We start from the raw sequence: 15626 nt of genomic DNA on the forward strand, positions 1-15626 counted from the left end.
TTATCGCTTTATGTGTTTAGAAAAATCTTTGTGCTCACTTTTATACAGCTCTTCTTCTGTAAGACCTTTAAAATAATTAAATGTTAGCTTCATACCTTCATTTCTGCCAACTTTTGGTTCCCAATCTAATATTTTTTGGGCTAAATCTATATTAGGTTGTCTTTGTAGTGGATCATCTTGAGGTAATGGTTTATAAACTATTTTTTGATTTGTTCCTGTGAGTTTTATTATCTCCTCGGCAAAATCTTTAATTGAAATTTCATTAGGATTACCAATATTTACTGGATACACATAGTCGCTAAACAATAGCTTGTAAATTCCTTCTATTTGGTCGGATACATAACAAAACGAACGTGTTTGAGAGCCATCTCCAAAAACCGTTAAGTCTTCACCTCTTAACGCTTGTCCTATAAATGCAGGTATTACCCTTCCGTCATTTAATCGCATTCGCGGTCCATAGGTATTAAATATCCTCACAATGCGTGTTTCTAAACCGTGAAATCTATGATATGCCATTGTTATAGATTCTTGAAAGCGTTTTGCTTCATCATAAACGCCTCTTGGACCTATCGTGTTAACGTTACCGTAATAACCTTCAGATTGTGGATGTACCAATGGGTCTCCATAGACTTCAGAAGTTGATGCAATTAATATTCTTGCGTTTTTAGCTTTAGCTAATCCAAGAAGGTTATGTGTTCCTAAAGAACCAACTTTTAGAGTTTGTATTGGAATTTTTAAATAATCTATTGGGCTTGCTGGTGATGCAAAATGAAGAATATAATCTAACTCACCTGACACATGTACAAACTTAGAAACATCATGATGGTAAAACTCAAAATGTTCTAGAGGAAACAAATGCTCTATATTTTTTAAGTCTCCTGTTATAAGATTATCAATTCCTATAACGTGAAATCCTTCGTTTATAAATTTATCACAGAGATGCGAACCAAGAAATCCCGCAGCTCCTGTTATTAATATTCTTTTCATAAATTATTTAACAGTGACTCTACCAATTGAGTTATAGTAAAACCCTTCTCCTTTCATTTCCTGAATATCATATAGATTTCTACCATCAAATATAACAGGGCTATTCATGTTTTTTTTAAGCTTATTAAAATCTGGTGTTCTAAATATACTCCATTCTGTACAGATAATCAATGCATCTACATCTTTTGTTGCATCATACATATTATTTGCATAATTTAAAGTGTCTCCAAACTTTCTTTTAATATTAGGCATCGCTTCTGGGTCAAAAACATTAAGCTTTGCTCCTCCAGCAAGAAGTTTTTCCATCATGTAAATAGAAGGTGCTTCTCTAATATCATCGGTTTCTGGCTTAAATGCTAATCCCCAAACAGCAAAAGTTTTACCGTTTATATCATTATTATAATATGATTCAATCTTAGGTATTAAGATTGTTTTTTGGGTATTGTTAACACTAATAACCGAATTAAGGATATCAAACGTATAATCACTGTCTTTACCAGACTTGTGAAGTGCCTTTACGTCTTTTGGAAAACAAGAGCCACCATAACCTATTCCTGGAAAAAGGAATCGCTTACCAATTCTAGAGTCGGTTCCCATACCACGTCTTACCATATCAACATCTGCACCAACTTTCTCACAGAAATTGGCAATTTCGTTCATAAAAGTAATTTTAGTAGCCAAGAATGAGTTAGCAGCATATTTGGTAAGCTCAGCAGACTTTTCGTCCATTACTATAATAGGGTTGCCAGATCTTACAAAAGGTTTATAGAGCTTTTGCATTAAAGCTGTTGCTCTTTCTGAGCTTGACCCAATTACAATACGCTCAGGTTTTAAAAAGTCATCAACTGCAAAACCTTCTCTTAAAAACTCTGGGTTTGATACTACATCAAAGTCAACGTTAGTTTCTTTTGCGATAACCTCAGTCACCTTATCAGCTGTACCAACAGGTACTGTACTTTTATCTACTATAACTTTGTACTCTTTTATAAGTTTTCCTATATCTTTTGCTGCACCTAATACATATGAAAGATCTGCAGAACCGTCTTCATCTTCAGGGGTTGGTAATGCTAAAAAGATAATATCTCCATGTTCAATACCTTCTTCTAGTGAAGTTGAAAACTTGAGTCTTTGGGCTTTTATATTTCGTTCAAAAAGCACGTCCAAATGCGGTTCATAGATTGGAACTATACCTTCTTGCATTTGTTTTACTTTTTCTTCATTTATGTCTATACAAAGAACTTCGTTACCTGTTTCTGCTAAACATGTTCCTGTAACTAAGCCGACGTATCCTGTTCCTATTACTGATATTTTCATTTAATTAATTTACTATTAGCAAAAATAGAAATTATTTAAGTAGAATGTTCTTTTTACGATTTATATTAATTTTAAGTTTGGATAATACGTTAAGTTAAAAAGAAGCTATTTGTAAAGTAAACAATTTTAAAAACTTATAGTGCCAATCTTTTTTTTAGTCTAGAAATTAAGCTTTTTCTTGAGCTTAGTGTTGGTTTTAATTGAATAGGTGTACCCTCAAGGAAACTGTAGGAGTATTCCTCGTTGTTATATCTCATTCCTTTATTTGGGATAAAATATGAATGAATCATGTTTTTTTCAATAAACATTTGGTTGTCCTTATTCTCCAAAAGGAGACTTTTTATGAATAGTTTTTCTTTTTTTAAATTTCCTTTAAAAGTGAATTGAATGTCTATAGGTTCTGCGTTTAAGCAAAACTCAACAAAATTCCCATCAGTTATGGCTTTTGCCCTTTGTGTTTTGTTATTTTTATCTGTAAAAAATAATTCTATTGTTTTTTTTTGCTGCATTAAAACCTCTAATCTAATTCTAAACTTAAAATCCTCTCCATTACAACAGTCAAAACAAGAGGTTGTACTAAGAGAAATTATAAATAACAAAAAGTAAACTTTAAATATATGCTTCATAAAAAATGCTCAAATATATGAATTAAATATACTAATAATGTAGTACTAAAATTAATCTTATTACTTTAGCAATCAAATTAATTTGATTGAAATCAATGAAAATTGGAATAGATGCCAAGTGGTATTTTAATGGACACCCAAGCGGAAAGGTTGTTGTAGAAAACCTTGTAAATAAGATTGTTGAGATTGAACCCTCTAACGATTATTATCTTTTTTTAGACAAAAAAGACAAAAACCTTATATTTCCTTTCAGACAAAGCAATGTACATCTAGTTTATGTACCTAATATAATTAATGCATTTACAAATTTTTTTATCCTTCCATTTTATACTAATAAGTATAAACTAGATGTGTGCTTTTATCAAAATTATGCTCCTTTGTTTGGGGCAAAAAAAAGAGTTAACTATGTTCATGATGCCTTATTCATGGATTTCCCAGAATATTTTACTTTTTTTGAAAGGGTTTATTTTTGGCCAATGAAATATCTATCTCGGCTTTCAGATCATATAATAACCATTTCTAATTCTGAAAAAGAAAGGATGGCAACTCATGGGTTTTCAAAAAAAGAAAAAATAAGTGTTGTCCACCATGGTTTAGGTTTATCAAAAGAAAATAGCTCATTATCTAAAGACGTTGATGTATTTAAAAAGTATAAACTTCCTAAAAGCTATATTTTATATCTCGGAAGATTAAATGTTCGTAAAAACATACAATCTCTTTTAAAAGCTATGCCCAACATAGATGATAATACTGCTTTGGTAATTGTTGGTAAAGATGACCATAAAACAATTGATTGGGATTCGCTTATAAAAAAATTAAATATAACAAACCGTGTTTATAGGTTAGGTTTTGTTCCTGAAGAAGACATTTCTTTTTTGTATAAAAACGCTAGTGTTTTCTGCTTCCCTTCTTTTGCTGAAGGTTTTGGATTGCCGCCTTTAGAAGCTATGTATTATGGAACTCCTACTGTTGTTTCCAACACAACATCTTTACCTGAAGTTTGTGGTAATGCTAGTCTTTATGTAAATCCTGATAATGAAGAAGAAATTGCTAAACAAATAAATAAAGTGCTATCAGATGAGTCTTTTAGAGAATCTTTAATTTTAAAAGGAAAGTCGCGAATAAAGTCATTTAGTTGGGAAAAAGCAGCTAAAGAAGTTTTAACTATTTTAAAATCTATTTAATTCTTTATGGATTTATCAATTATCATTGTTAATTATAACGGAGAAAAATATTTATCTGACTGTTTAGAGTCTATTGAAAAACAATGCCAAGGTTTTTCCTATGAAATTATAATTTGGGATAATGACTCTAAAGATAATTCTATTGAATTTTTACAAGACAATTACATTGATAAAATAAAGCTTATTGCTTCAAAAGATAATTTAGGGTTTGCGGGAGGAAATAATGCTGCTGCAAAATACGCTAAAGGAAAATATTTACTATTGTTAAACAATGATACTATTTTACTAAAGTCTCCTAAGATTGCAATAAAATTGATGGAAAAAGAAAGCAATGTTGGGGTCGTGGGAATGAAAATGTTAGGCAGTGAAAAAGAATATAGGTATTCTGCAGGAAGGTATCCTAACCCAATAAGATTATTAAAGTTGTCTCTTTTGTTTGAAAAAAGAGGGAGTTTTAAAACTGGGCGTTTTAAAACTAAAACACCAAAAACAATCGATTGGATTGAAGGTTCTTTTTTATTAACTAAAATAGATATTTGGAAGAAATTAAAAGGGCTAGACGAAAGGTTCTTTATGTACGCTGAGGATATTGACTATTGTAAAAGAGTAAATAATCTAGGTTATTTATTAAAATACATTCCTATAAGTGGTTATATTCACTATGGTGGATATGGGGACAGTAGGCAACATATGCTAAAAAAAAGCTTAAACCTTTATGTGGATATACATATAAATGGAATAAGTAAAATTTTATCTAAATTAGCATTAATTATTAATTTTAAGTTCAAAGATGCTAAAAGGTCTTTTAAAAAAAATTCTTGAGAAAAACGGTAAAAATTATACACCAGATCCTAATCTATCAGATAAATTTATTCTACAAGTGTTTAAATCACGTTTTATAATGCTTGTAAGAGGTCTTTACTTTTTTCAACATAAGATTTTTATTGGTAAAGCTGTAAAAATAAAAAATAAAAGCAACTTTAAATTTGGGGCAAATTGTACACTAGAGAAATATGTTTCAATTGATTGCTATGCTAAAAATAGTGTTGTTTTCGGAGATACAGTTAAAATAGGAGCTTACTCTACAATAGGTGTTACTAGCCATATGTCCAAATATGGTTTAGGCTTGAAGATAGGTAACAATAGTGGTGTGGGTGAATATTCTTTTTTTGGTTGTTCAGGAGGTGTTGTAATTGGAAACGATGTTATTATGGGTCCTTATGTAAGTTTTCACTCAGAAAATCACAACTTTTCAGATAATTCTAAACTTATTCGAGAACAAGGTGTAACTTCTGAAGGGATTGTACTTGGTAATAACATTTGGGTAGGAGCAAAGTCTACTTTTTTAGATGGTTGTGAGATTGGCGACAATTGTGTTGTTGCTGCAGGCTCTGTTGTAAGAGGCTCTTTCCCAAAAAATGTAGTTATTGGTGGAGTTCCTGCTAAAGTTTTGAAATCAATATAATATGTGTTTAGCCTATCTAGTCGTAGCCATAATTCTTTATTTGAGCCTTAATAGAAGTATTAAGCCACTCTTTTTCTTCATCATTCAAAACATTTTTCCAATTTCCTATTTTTCCTTTGTTAAACGTCGAGCTTTTTGAAGAGAAAATATTGTCACAAATGTTATTTAGTTCTTTATCTTCAATTTTAACTGAAATGAATTGAGATATTTTATTTACAGCCTCTATTTGTTTTTGTTTGTCCCCACCTCCATTAGGTCCAATAAGATGCTCGAATTTTACACACAAAACTTCTTGTTGATCCTTCCAAGTTTGAAACTTATTTAACACTTCAGGAAAAGGTTCTAATACGTCTTTATTTCCTTCAATCATTGCTTTTAGCTTATCTAACCTGGTATCATATTGCTTAATAAATTTGTGAGACTTTTGTGTCGTATCCATTTTTTCTATGTAGTTCAAATGAGATAAAAGTACATCTCTTGGGTCTCGTACAAGGTGAATTATTTTTACATCATTGTTGTTTGCTGTTTTTAATATAGAATCATGATATTGCATATGAGACAGCAAAAATTGTCCTTTTTTTAATGATGATATAGTTGGTAGTTTAGACTCTATTGGATTTTGTGTTTCTATTTTAAGTGTTCTTTTTCCACAATGCCTCATTAATGGTAATTGGAAAAACAAACTCTCTAGAAGGTGTGTTCCTGACTTAGGTAATGAATTTAATACAACTTTAGGTCCAATTTCTCTTCCTAATTTTTGAGATTTTTGTAATCCATGTAAAAAGATTTCCTTTTTCTTTAAAATATAATATTTATATTTTTGATATTTGTTGTTTGCCTTCATTACAATTATTTATTGACATTATTAAAATATACATTAATCCAAAAAACATAATTCCTCTTTGCCTCCATAATACAGACTCTGTAAAAAACAAAGCTATAGTAATAACGGTAAACGGAAAAACAAAATTAAAGTATGCGCTTTTTTTTACTAAAATTATCAAAACTAATACAAACAAAATAAACCCTATTAAGCCTAATTCTGTTAAAACCTGTATATATTGATTGTGGAAATTATAAGATTGAAAAACTTCAGGTGTATTTAGGCGTTTATGTATTACTTCTATCTCTTTTTCTGAAGCATCAAGACCAACACCAAATACATATTCAAAAGGCTTATTAACAATTTCTTTGAACACTCTAATTTGAAGGAGCCTAGCTTCAAGCCCTGTATATACTCGTCCTTTTTTAAATGATTCATTTTTGAAAATCTCGATATACGAAGTATCAAACTCACTCGTAAATCTATTTTGAAGTGGCTTAACAAAAACAAGAGCGCTTAAAGTTAAAAGCACTACCACCAAGAAACTCAAAGCTTTTAAAAACTTACTTTTTATTCTAAAAAAAATAATTCCCAAACTGGTCAAAATAGTAGTGAAAAGTATCGTTTTTGAACTTAAAAAAACCAAGAAAATAAATAAAAAAGATACGATAGTAAGATCTTTAATGCCTTTTCTTAATGTATTTAATTTAAACAAAAAAATTGAAGAAATAATATATGAAACATAGATGGCGTTTAAATTTAAAGGAGATACCAAATCATGATAAAACAGGAAATTTCTATATTGGTATTTTTGGTACTTTAGTATGGCCATTAAGAACAGTATAACTCCTAAAACACATAATAAAACAGCATATTTTTTAAGCATTAATCGAAATTTTTGTTCTGATATCTCAGGTAAAAAAACACCAACAAGGGCAAACACAAATAAAGGAAGTTGCCTGCCAATTCCATGCAATGTTGAGCTCAAATCTTGAGACCACAACAAAGAGATAAAAAAGAGAACAGAAAAAAACAACAAAGGTAAAGCTAGCTTATTAAGCTTAAACTTTTTTTCTTTTATAATCCAAACAAAAGAATATATGGCCCAAATAACAAAAGTTAGGCTACTAAAAAAATACCCAAATGGAATAGAAACAAGCAATAACAAACTCACTCCAAAAAACCCTGAATCCCAAGATTTAGTTATGTTGATCATTACGACACTGAATTAAATAGTCTAAATACTGCTCATTTATTATTGGCCAATTATATTTTTCTCTAATTTTAGAAATATTGTTCTCTATTTTAATTAGATTATCTTGTTTGTTAATTGATGTCATTAAATTTGATACCTCATCTACAGATTTAAAATAGAATGCGTCTTCTTCTAAAATAGCTTTGTTGAATACATTTTTATGTGCAGCAATTAAAGCTCTAGAACCCATAGCCTCTAATAAAGATGGGTTTGTCCCTCCAACTGAATGGCCATGAAAATACAACTGACAGTAACACCTTAAATGATTTAAAAAATTTAAATCATATACAGCTCCTATAAAACGAATGTTTTTGTTTTTAGAAAACTTCTCTTTTAAATATCTTCCAAAAATAGTTGTTTCGGCATTACCTACTACACAAAAGGTTTTTTTAGAATTGCTTTTCACAAAACCATCCAATATCATTTCTATATTGTTTTCAGGTTCCATTCTTGCTATTAACACAAAATATTCATTAGGAATCAAATCATAATTAGCAATAATTTTTTCATTTGAAGGCGAAAAGATACTAGAACCGTAGGCTATAAATTTAGATGTTACATCATACTTTGTCTTTATATAATCTTGAATTCCTATTGAGTCTGAAATTAAATAGTCACTTGTTTTAATAGCCCATTTTTCAGCATACATTAAAAACTTTTGAACTTTTTTAGAATATTTGCTTCTTTTCCATTCCAAACCATCCATATTTGTAACTATTGTTGCTTTTTTAGGAAGAAACCTTCCCCAAACCGAACTACTCGTATACCCTAATTGCAATATAATGTCAAAGTTTCTTTTTCTTGCATCTTTTATGCAGTTTAAGTCATAAATAAACTGTCCTACTGTTCCTATTTTGTTTTCTGGATCATAACAATGAATTAAGGTAACGTCCTTATATTTTTTTTCTTGATACGGATGGTTATGAGAGTTATATACAAATACATCATGGCCTTCTGTTTGAGCATGAACAGCAAAAAACTCAGCAAACTGTTCAAAGCCACCATGATGATTAGGTATCCCTCTTGTCCCTAAAATCCCTATTTTCATATATGCTTATTCTTTAAAAGTAAACTTTCCTTTTTAATCTTTAACCCAAGCATTAAACCTAATAAAATGGCTAAGGTATAACCCATATTATAAATTCCTGTTATTACTAACGTAGAAAAAGTAAGATACATACCCAATCCTGAAATTATCCTATTAAACATTATACTCTCATAAGCAGGTGTGCTTTTATAAATACCTGCATATAATGAATGTAACCAGAACAACAAAAATAAAAGACCTAATACACCTGATTTAAAAATCACATATACATAGCCATTATGGATATGAGGAATAAATTGTAAATCCGATTCTCCTAATGGAGCTTCAAACCCTAAATCTACTAATCCTCCTAGACCCATTCCGGAAATGTAAGGTAACAGGCTACCTTCGTTGCCCATCGTATCAAATGCTTTTTTGGCTTCGTAAGCCCTCCAACCATCCCAAAGCTGGCTGTGGTCAGAAGTATCTATTTCAGAATCAAAAATCTCTGAAGGAGCCATTTGTAGTTTATAAAAAAAAGATTCGATTCCTGTTGCTTGTCGATCAATATCCATAAACTGTAGGGACACCATAAATGTCACAAAAAATGCAAACACTCCGATTAAGTAAATGACTTGTTTTTTATTTATTTGAGTAAATCCATAAAAAGATATTAAAAAGATAGCCAAAGCAATAAATGTAGTTCGAGATAAGTATAGTGTGATTGAAATAAAAACAACAACAATAAACCACCTTTTAAATCTTTTAGAAAACAAATCAAACTCTTTCTTTCTCAGAAAAACTACAAAAACACTAAAAATAAAAGCCTCAAAATCACTACCCTTCCCTCCAATATATCTAATTAAAGCTGTATCCCATTCTCCTTTTAAAAATATTATGATAGTTAAGATATGAATAATGGATGTAATAAAACAAATAAGCACTAAGGCTTTTAAAATAAATCTTTTATTATTGAACATTTGCACAAAATAACACCCAAAACAAATAGCTATTATTGGCTTTGTTAAATATAAGGTGTCTTTTATAATATCATAAAATTGAGGATTGTAAAACACTGAGCTAAATAAAGCTATAATAAAAATAGCTATCAGTGGTAATATCATATTTAAAAAGTCAGTATATACCTTAAATCTTTTTAAAAAAAAGTAGGCGCTAAAAAAAAATAAGACTATAAATTTTAATTCAACTCCTGTTTTTGAATTAAAAAAATACAGTAATAAAAAAAACATTACTGCTAAAAGTTTATCTTTTGATATTTTAATACTCGTTATTCTTTCCAAATTGATAAGTTTAATTCAAGCTTTTTTTCTAGCATTTCAACTTCTTCAATATAGTACTTTGAAAAAAATTCTTTCTTACTTTCTAAAGATAATCTATCTTTTTTTCCCTCTTTTAGGTTAAGTGACTCTAAAGATTGCATAATTTTTCTTTTAAAATCTCTAGATTTTATAAACTTTCCTATTAATTTCTTGAGGACATTATCTTTATATATAAACTTTTGTATTTTTTTAAATCTAGGAGATGATGCAGGGTTACTTATTCTACTAGTATCATAAGAATACTCTGGAAGCCCTATAAAGTCAGAAATCTCGTTAATACTTTTCTCTGTATTCTTGATAAAGTCTTCAAAAAGTACTATTTTAATATTATCAATACCGAAATATTTTTCAAAAGCTAATATTTGATTTAAATAATAACCCCTAGAAAGATAACTATAATGCATCGCATCTGAATCGGTTTTTATACGATCTTTTTCTAAACTTAAGGCTTTTTCAAAAGTTAAGCTTTCTAATCCTCTTCTTTTAGTCATAAGATAATGAGAGTATGCTCTATCTATAGGGTTTCTAATTATAAATAGAATTTTAGTCTGACCAAAAGTCTCATATATACGCTTAGCAGAGTCTTTGAAGTAAGAATACTCTGGGTCAACCTCTCCAATGAACTTTGATTCGTCTCTTTCTTTAAAATAGTTATTAATATAATAGTCTTTACCTTTAGCATAAAGACTTTCATTTGAAAAAAAATGAGTTTCTTTTTTACTTGGTAAACATAAGTCTGGATGCTGGCTTAATATATCATGAAGCGTTGTTGTCCCTCCTTTTTGCGTACCTATACAGAAAAAATCAATTTTATTCATTAGTATTTAAATTTAAAAAAACTAAAAAAACCTAGTGTTTTTTTAATATAAATAATACATAAAGTGTTTAATAAAACATTAGATATTAAACTAGCTATCGCAGCGCCTTTAATACCTAAGCTTTTTATTAAATAAAAATTTAATAAAACATTTATAAATGCACTAATTAATGTAAAGTTTCTAAACTGTTTTTGATTATTTGTCATATTCAACACTTGACCAACACTTCCTGACATTGCATTAAAAAGCATTCCCAGTGAAATGATAAATAATGTTTGACTTCCTATTACAAACTCATCTCCAAAAAGTAGTAAGATTTTTGTTCTAAACAAAATTAATATCATTACTAATGGAAACGCGACCCATGTAATTAATTTTGTTGCTTTTTGAACTTCTCTTTTAATTCCTTCTATATTATTATCTGTAAATAATTTAGCTATTTTTGGCGCAAGAACAGTGTTAACTGAAGCAATTATTACAAGAGCTAAAGACGCTAGTTTAAAAGCAACATTATAAACCCCTAACTCACTCTTACTTACCATAGCGCCTAACATAAAAGTGTCGGTCCAATTTGAAATAAACAAAAAAGAAGCACTTATCATCATTGGCATAGATAAATTTAGAATTGACTTATAACTAATATTCTTTTTTATATTTAATGGTATATTAAAAAAAGAAAAAAGTAGAATTAACCCAAATATACCATAAGAGAGTAAAAACCCTAATATTATATAATAACCAGGAAGTTTAAATTGGTATGCAATTAATACACAAATTAAAATTAACAAGTTTGGAAAAAAGAAATAGTAGTTTCCAAATTTTGTGAACTTTTCTTGTACTGTCAAAAAACTAGCTGTTGTTTTATGTAAAACAAACATAAAAAAGAAAACACTTATAAAGAGTAGATAGTTTGAAAATTTTTGATTGTTAAATACTTTTATGGCAATTAAATCTTTAAAAAAATAAAGTAAAACACCAAAGATTAATGATGCTACAAAAGTTAAGATAATAGACTTCTTTAAAAAGTTAGACTGAAGTACCCCTTTAAAATAGTGATCATGGGTTGACCCTAACTTAACAATTGCTGTGTCCAACCCTAAACCAAAAAACATTGCCCCAAAACTAATAAACATTTGCCCTAAAGATACCAACCCGAAGACTTCAGCTCCAAATAGATTTGTGGTTAGCATTATCCATAAAAAACTTAAAACTAAACCTAAAACTCTTCTTAAAAATACATTTCCAGAATTGACAAAAAGCTTTTCTAAATCAAATATTGCAAGAAGCTTATTAGCTTTGTTTTTTATTTTAGTTATCATAGTAACTATCAGTTAACTCTAAAAAAATACAGCTAACTAAAAGAACATATTTCTTTAAAGGTTTAACTGTAAAGTATCTTCTTTTAGAAAAAATTAAGATCAATTTTATTCTCTAAAGCCTTTCTTGAAAAAAACATTGGTTTCTGTTTTTCGTTTTTAATTGCTTTAATAGAGTTATTCTCTTTGTTATACAATGCTGCCTTATTATGTGTAAAAAACTGGTAGAACAAACTATCAGGTACATCTATTTTATTATTCCCATAGCTTAAAGATACTTTGTTTATTTTTAAGACTTGATCTCCATTCTCTCCAAACTTCACTAAAATTCTCGTTGGAAGGATTTCTTCTGGTAAATTGAAATTTATTGATTGATTACCATTTGAGCCTAAAACTTCTTTTTCTAACGACTGCTTTTTAGATATTTGTTGGGTTTCAGGAGTTAAGTAGTAAAAAACTATTTTGTCATCACTTTTAATTTCAGCATCTAACTTAAAAGAAAAAAAAGGTCTGTCTTTTTCTTTTGTAATCTCTTGAGAAGAACCTACATCTTCTTTCTTCGACTCTTTCTTTTCTTTACAAGAAAAGATGACTAAAAATAGAGCTGTTACAATAGTAAATATTCTTTTATTCATAATTCATTTATTAGATTAAACAATCATCCCTGCAGCAACGGTCTCATTTGTTGCATCATCTACTAAAATAATACTTCCAGTAGTTCTGTTTTCTCTGTAAGCATCAATCATTAATGGCTTTGTAGTGCGTATTTTAACTTTAGCAATATCATTCATTGCTAAATCACTATCTTCACTATTACGCTCTAAAGTATTGATATCGTATTTGTAAACCACTTCTTTAATCATCGCTTTTTGATCGTTAGAAGTATGCTTAATAGTATATTTTGCTCTAGGTTTAGCAGGACTATTATTTAACCAACATAACATCACCTCAATGTCTTGAGAAGGCTCTGGTTTATTGTTAGAACGCACAATCATATCACCACGACTAATGTCTATATCGTCTTCTAAAGTTATAGAAACTGACATTGGTGCATAAGCTTCTTCTAATTCTTTATCATGAAGGTTGATACTTTTTATTTTTGAAGTAAAGCCTGAAGGCATCACAGTAACCTCATCACCTTTTCTTAAAATGCCACTTGCTACACGACCTGCATAACCTCTATAATCTATAAAACCTTCACGTTGTGGTCTTATTACAGTTTGTACAGGAAAACGCGCATCTACTTTATTAATATCACTACTAATATGCATAGTTTCTAAAGTATGCAGCATTGGTGCTCCTTGATACCAAGGCATATTTTCTGATTTGTTTACCACATTATCTCCTAAAAGCGCTGACATTGGTATAAAACGAACGTCTTTAACAAGCATTTTTGAAGACACTTCTTCAAATTCTGAAACAATATTATTAAATACGTCTTCAGAAAAATCAACCAAATCCATTTTGTTTACACAAACAATAATGTGTGGTATTTGCAATAACGACGCTATAAATGCATGACGTTTAGTTTGCTCGATTACACCATGTCTTGCATCAATTAGAATAGTTGCTACGTTAGCTGTTGATGCTCCAGTAACCATATTACGTGTATATTGAATATGTCCTGGTGTATCAGCAATTATAAATTTACGCTTTGGTGTTGTAAAATATCTGTATGCAACATCAATGGTAATACCTTGCTCTCTTTCGTCTCTTAAACCGTCTGTAAATAGTGCTAAATCTACACCTTCATGACCTTTTTTCTTACTTGTATTTTCAATAGCTTCTAGTTGGTCTTCAAAAATAGATTTAGAATCGTATAGCAAACGCCCTATTAATGTACTTTTTCCATCATCTACACTTCCTGCAGTTGTAAAACGTAATAATTGATTGTTGTCTAACATGTTATTCTTTATATGAGATGCCAAATATAATTTGGCATGACAGTTAATTTTTTATTTAATTTTGATTAAAAGTATCCTTGACGCTTACGGTCTTCCATAGCAGATTCTGATCGCTTATCGTCACTTCTGTTTCCACGCTCGGTATTTCTCATACCAGCAACTTCAGCAGCAATTTTCTCTAATGTATCAGCATCAGATTCTACACCACCAGTAATAGTAATATCACCCAATGTTCTAAAACGTATCTTTTTAGTCACCACCTCTTCATGGTCTTCTAGTACTAAAAATTCAGAATTTGGAATCCAAGAGTCTTGTCTCCAAACGACTTCGCGTTCATGTGCAAAGTATAATGATGGAATAGCAATATTCTCGCGTTTTATGTAGTTCCAAACATCCATTTCTGTCCAGTTACTTATAGGGAATGCTCTAAAGTGCTCTCCTTCAAAATGCTTTCCGTTGAAGATATTCCACAGTTCTGGTCGTTGGTTTTTAGGATCCCATTGTCCAAAATCATCTCTATGAGAGAAGAAACGCTCTTTTGCTCTTGCTTTTTCTTCGTCACGACGTCCACCACCAATAGCACAATCAATCTTATTTGCCTCAATAGCATCAAGAAGTGTTGTAATTTGAAGTGCGTTACGCGTAGCGTTTTTCCCTTTTTCTTCAGCAACACGACCTTCGTCTATAGACTCTTGTACAGAACCAACAATAAGTTGCGCGCCTAATTCTTTAATAATGTCATCTCTAAACTGAATGGTTTCTGGGAAATTGTGACCCGTGTCAACATGCATTAATGGAAATGGTATTTTAGCAGGATAAAATGCTTTTTTTGCTAAATGCGTTACCAAGATAGAATCTTTTCCTCCTGAAAATAAAATTACTGGGTTTTCAAATTGTGCCCAAACTTCACGTAAAACAAAAATTGCTTCACTCTCTAATTCATCTAAATAATTTAAATAATACTTACTCATTGTTGCTTTGACAATTTTGGTGTTATGTAATCTACGATTCGTTGCGCAGCTGCTTCAACTGATTCGTTTTCTGTTTTTATTTCAATATCAGGGTTTTCTGGCGCTTCATAAGGTGCTGAAATTCCTGTCATGTTTTTTATTTCTCCAGCTCGAGCTTTTTTATAAAGCCCTTTTACGTCGCGTCTTTCACATTCTTCAACGCTGGTATTAACAAATATTTCGACAAAGTTAACATCTTTAACGATACTTCTAATGTTCTCTCGGTCTTTTTTGTAAGGCGACACAAAAGCTGCAAGTGTCACTAAACCAGCATCAACCATTAAATTGGCCACTTCTGCAATTCTACGGATATTTTCAGTTCTATCTTCTGGAGCAAAGGTTAAGTCTTTATTAATTCCTTTTCTGATGTTGTCACCATCTAGCGTAAAGGTTTTAATACCGTTCTGATGCAATTTTTGTTCAACCACATTAGCGATGGTAGACTTACCTGATCCTGATAATCCTGTAAACCATAATAAAAAAGAATTATGTCCATTCTGTTTTCGTCTATCTTCAATAGATATTTGATAATCGTGCGGAATAATGTTCTCTTTCAT

At 30.1% G+C, this 15626-nt stretch carries 16 protein-coding genes; 3 read left to right on the plus strand and 13 right to left on the minus strand.

Annotation, left to right across the window (positions count from 1 at the left end; genetic code table 11):
• The 3 genes from OD803_RS03980 to OD803_RS03990 all read right to left on the minus strand — a co-directional run bounded on the left by OD803_RS03980 (position 1) and on the right by OD803_RS03990 (position 2927).
• Complete coding sequence (locus OD803_RS03980; RefSeq protein WP_262732430.1) at positions 1-987, minus strand: UDP-glucuronic acid decarboxylase family protein; 987 nt, start codon at positions 985-987, stop codon at positions 1-3.
• A 3-nt stretch (positions 988-990) separates the two neighbouring features.
• Positions 991-2301 (minus strand): UDP-glucose dehydrogenase family protein, encoded by a 1311-nt coding sequence (locus OD803_RS03985; RefSeq protein ID WP_262732431.1) that lies wholly within the window; start codon positions 2299-2301, stop codon positions 991-993.
• 134 nt (positions 2302-2435) lie between these two features.
• Positions 2436-2927 carry a hypothetical protein gene (locus OD803_RS03990; protein ID WP_262732432.1) on the minus strand — a complete coding sequence of 164 codons (492 nt, stop codon included), beginning with the start codon at positions 2925-2927 and terminating at the stop codon, positions 2436-2438.
• Between the two features lie 95 nt (positions 2928-3022).
• Here OD803_RS03990 and OD803_RS03995 point away from each other — a divergent pair, with 95 nt between their 5' ends.
• From OD803_RS03995 to OD803_RS04005, 3 genes are read left to right on the plus strand one after another with little or no spacing between them, the layout of a single operon-like run.
• Positions 3023-4111 (plus strand): glycosyltransferase family 4 protein, encoded by a 1089-nt coding sequence (locus tag OD803_RS03995; protein ID WP_262732433.1) that lies wholly within the window; start codon positions 3023-3025, stop codon positions 4109-4111.
• Between the two features lie 6 nt (positions 4112-4117).
• Positions 4118-4933, plus strand: coding sequence for a glycosyltransferase family 2 protein (locus OD803_RS04000; protein WP_262732434.1), 816 nt, complete (start codon positions 4118-4120; stop codon positions 4931-4933).
• Entirely contained in the window at positions 4902-5576 is a 675-nt protein-coding gene (locus OD803_RS04005; protein WP_262732435.1) for an acyltransferase, read from the plus strand. The genes OD803_RS04000 and OD803_RS04005 overlap by 32 nt, the downstream gene beginning before the upstream one ends.
• 16 nt (positions 5577-5592) lie before the next feature.
• On the opposite strand, the gene OD803_RS04010 is transcribed toward OD803_RS04005, so the two are convergent.
• From OD803_RS04010 to cysC, 10 genes are all read right to left on the minus strand, one after another.
• Positions 5593-6420 carry a sulfotransferase domain-containing protein gene (locus tag OD803_RS04010; RefSeq protein ID WP_262732436.1) on the minus strand — a complete coding sequence of 276 codons (828 nt, stop codon included), beginning with the start codon at positions 6418-6420 and terminating at the stop codon, positions 5593-5595.
• Entirely contained in the window at positions 6389-7573 is a 1185-nt protein-coding gene (locus tag OD803_RS04015; protein ID WP_262732437.1) for an O-antigen ligase family protein, read from the minus strand. The genes OD803_RS04010 and OD803_RS04015 overlap by 32 nt, the downstream gene beginning before the upstream one ends.
• 25 nt (positions 7574-7598) lie before the next feature.
• Positions 7599-8702: a DUF1972 domain-containing protein gene (locus OD803_RS04020; RefSeq protein WP_262732438.1), complete on the minus strand. Its 1104-nt coding sequence runs from the start codon at positions 8700-8702 to the stop codon at positions 7599-7601.
• A complete protein-coding gene (locus tag OD803_RS04025; protein WP_262732439.1) occupies positions 8699-9931 on the minus strand; it encodes an O-antigen ligase family protein in 1233 nt (410 codons plus the stop codon). Before OD803_RS04025 ends, OD803_RS04020 begins: the two co-directional genes overlap by 4 nt.
• 38 nt (positions 9932-9969) lie before the next feature.
• The gene (locus OD803_RS04030) at positions 9970-10839 is read right to left on the minus strand and encodes a sulfotransferase family protein (protein WP_262732440.1); all 870 of its coding nucleotides are present in this window, start codon (positions 10837-10839) and stop codon (positions 9970-9972) included.
• Entirely contained in the window at positions 10839-12158 is a 1320-nt protein-coding gene (locus OD803_RS04035; RefSeq protein ID WP_262732441.1) for a flippase, read from the minus strand. The genes OD803_RS04030 and OD803_RS04035 overlap by 1 nt, the downstream gene beginning before the upstream one ends.
• An 83-nt stretch (positions 12159-12241) precedes the next feature.
• Positions 12242-12790, minus strand: a complete 549-nt coding sequence (locus OD803_RS04040) for a hypothetical protein (RefSeq protein ID WP_262732442.1) — start codon at positions 12788-12790, stop codon at positions 12242-12244.
• A 15-nt stretch (positions 12791-12805) separates the two neighbouring features.
• A complete protein-coding gene (gene cysN / locus OD803_RS04045) occupies positions 12806-14059 on the minus strand; it encodes a sulfate adenylyltransferase subunit CysN (RefSeq protein ID WP_262732443.1) in 1254 nt (417 codons plus the stop codon).
• Between the two features lie 65 nt (positions 14060-14124).
• Complete coding sequence (gene cysD / locus OD803_RS04050; RefSeq protein ID WP_131506372.1) at positions 14125-15030, minus strand: sulfate adenylyltransferase subunit CysD; 906 nt, start codon at positions 15028-15030, stop codon at positions 14125-14127.
• On the minus strand, positions 15027-15626 hold the full coding sequence (gene cysC / locus OD803_RS04055; protein ID WP_262732444.1) for an adenylyl-sulfate kinase: 600 nt from the start codon (positions 15624-15626) through the stop codon (positions 15027-15029). The genes cysD and cysC overlap by 4 nt, the downstream gene beginning before the upstream one ends.

This window comes from Gaetbulibacter sp. NE (assembly GCF_025548475.1).
In the GTDB taxonomy this organism is placed as follows: domain Bacteria; phylum Bacteroidota; class Bacteroidia; order Flavobacteriales; family Flavobacteriaceae; genus Gaetbulibacter_B; species Gaetbulibacter_B jejuensis.

What these genes read in the sequence shown, in the direction of transcription:
- OD803_RS03980 (WP_262732430.1), bottom strand. Translation starts at nt 987, where the DNA reads ATGAAAAGAATATTAATAACAGGAGCTGCGGGATTTCTTGGTTCGCAT.
- OD803_RS03985 (WP_262732431.1), bottom strand. Translation starts at nt 2,301, where the DNA reads ATGAAAATATCAGTAATAGGAACAGGATACGTCGGCTTAGTTACAGGA.
- OD803_RS03990 (WP_262732432.1), bottom strand. Translation starts at nt 2,927, where the DNA reads ATGAAGCATATATTTAAAGTTTACTTTTTGTTATTTATAATTTCTCTT.
- OD803_RS03995 (WP_262732433.1), top strand. Translation starts at nt 3,023, where the DNA reads ATGAAAATTGGAATAGATGCCAAGTGGTATTTTAATGGACACCCAAGC.
- OD803_RS04000 (WP_262732434.1), top strand. Translation starts at nt 4,118, where the DNA reads ATGGATTTATCAATTATCATTGTTAATTATAACGGAGAAAAATATTTA.
- OD803_RS04005 (WP_262732435.1), top strand. Translation starts at nt 4,902, where the DNA reads ATGCTAAAAGGTCTTTTAAAAAAAATTCTTGAGAAAAACGGTAAAAAT.
- OD803_RS04010 (WP_262732436.1), bottom strand. Translation starts at nt 6,420, where the DNA reads ATGAAGGCAAACAACAAATATCAAAAATATAAATATTATATTTTAAAG.
- OD803_RS04020 (WP_262732438.1), bottom strand. Translation starts at nt 8,702, where the DNA reads ATGAAAATAGGGATTTTAGGGACAAGAGGGATACCTAATCATCATGGT.
- OD803_RS04025 (WP_262732439.1), bottom strand. Translation starts at nt 9,931, where the DNA reads ATGTTTTTTTTATTACTGTATTTTTTTAATTCAAAAACAGGAGTTGAA.
- OD803_RS04030 (WP_262732440.1), bottom strand. Translation starts at nt 10,839, where the DNA reads ATGAATAAAATTGATTTTTTCTGTATAGGTACGCAAAAAGGAGGGACA.
- OD803_RS04035 (WP_262732441.1), bottom strand. Translation starts at nt 12,158, where the DNA reads ATGATAACTAAAATAAAAAACAAAGCTAATAAGCTTCTTGCAATATTT.
- OD803_RS04040 (WP_262732442.1), bottom strand. Translation starts at nt 12,790, where the DNA reads ATGAATAAAAGAATATTTACTATTGTAACAGCTCTATTTTTAGTCATC.
- cysN (WP_262732443.1), bottom strand. Translation starts at nt 14,059, where the DNA reads ATGTTAGACAACAATCAATTATTACGTTTTACAACTGCAGGAAGTGTA.
- cysD (WP_131506372.1), bottom strand. Translation starts at nt 15,030, where the DNA reads ATGAGTAAGTATTATTTAAATTATTTAGATGAATTAGAGAGTGAAGCA.
- cysC (WP_262732444.1), bottom strand. Translation starts at nt 15,626, where the DNA reads ATGAAAGAGAACATTATTCCGCACGATTATCAAATATCTATTGAAGAT.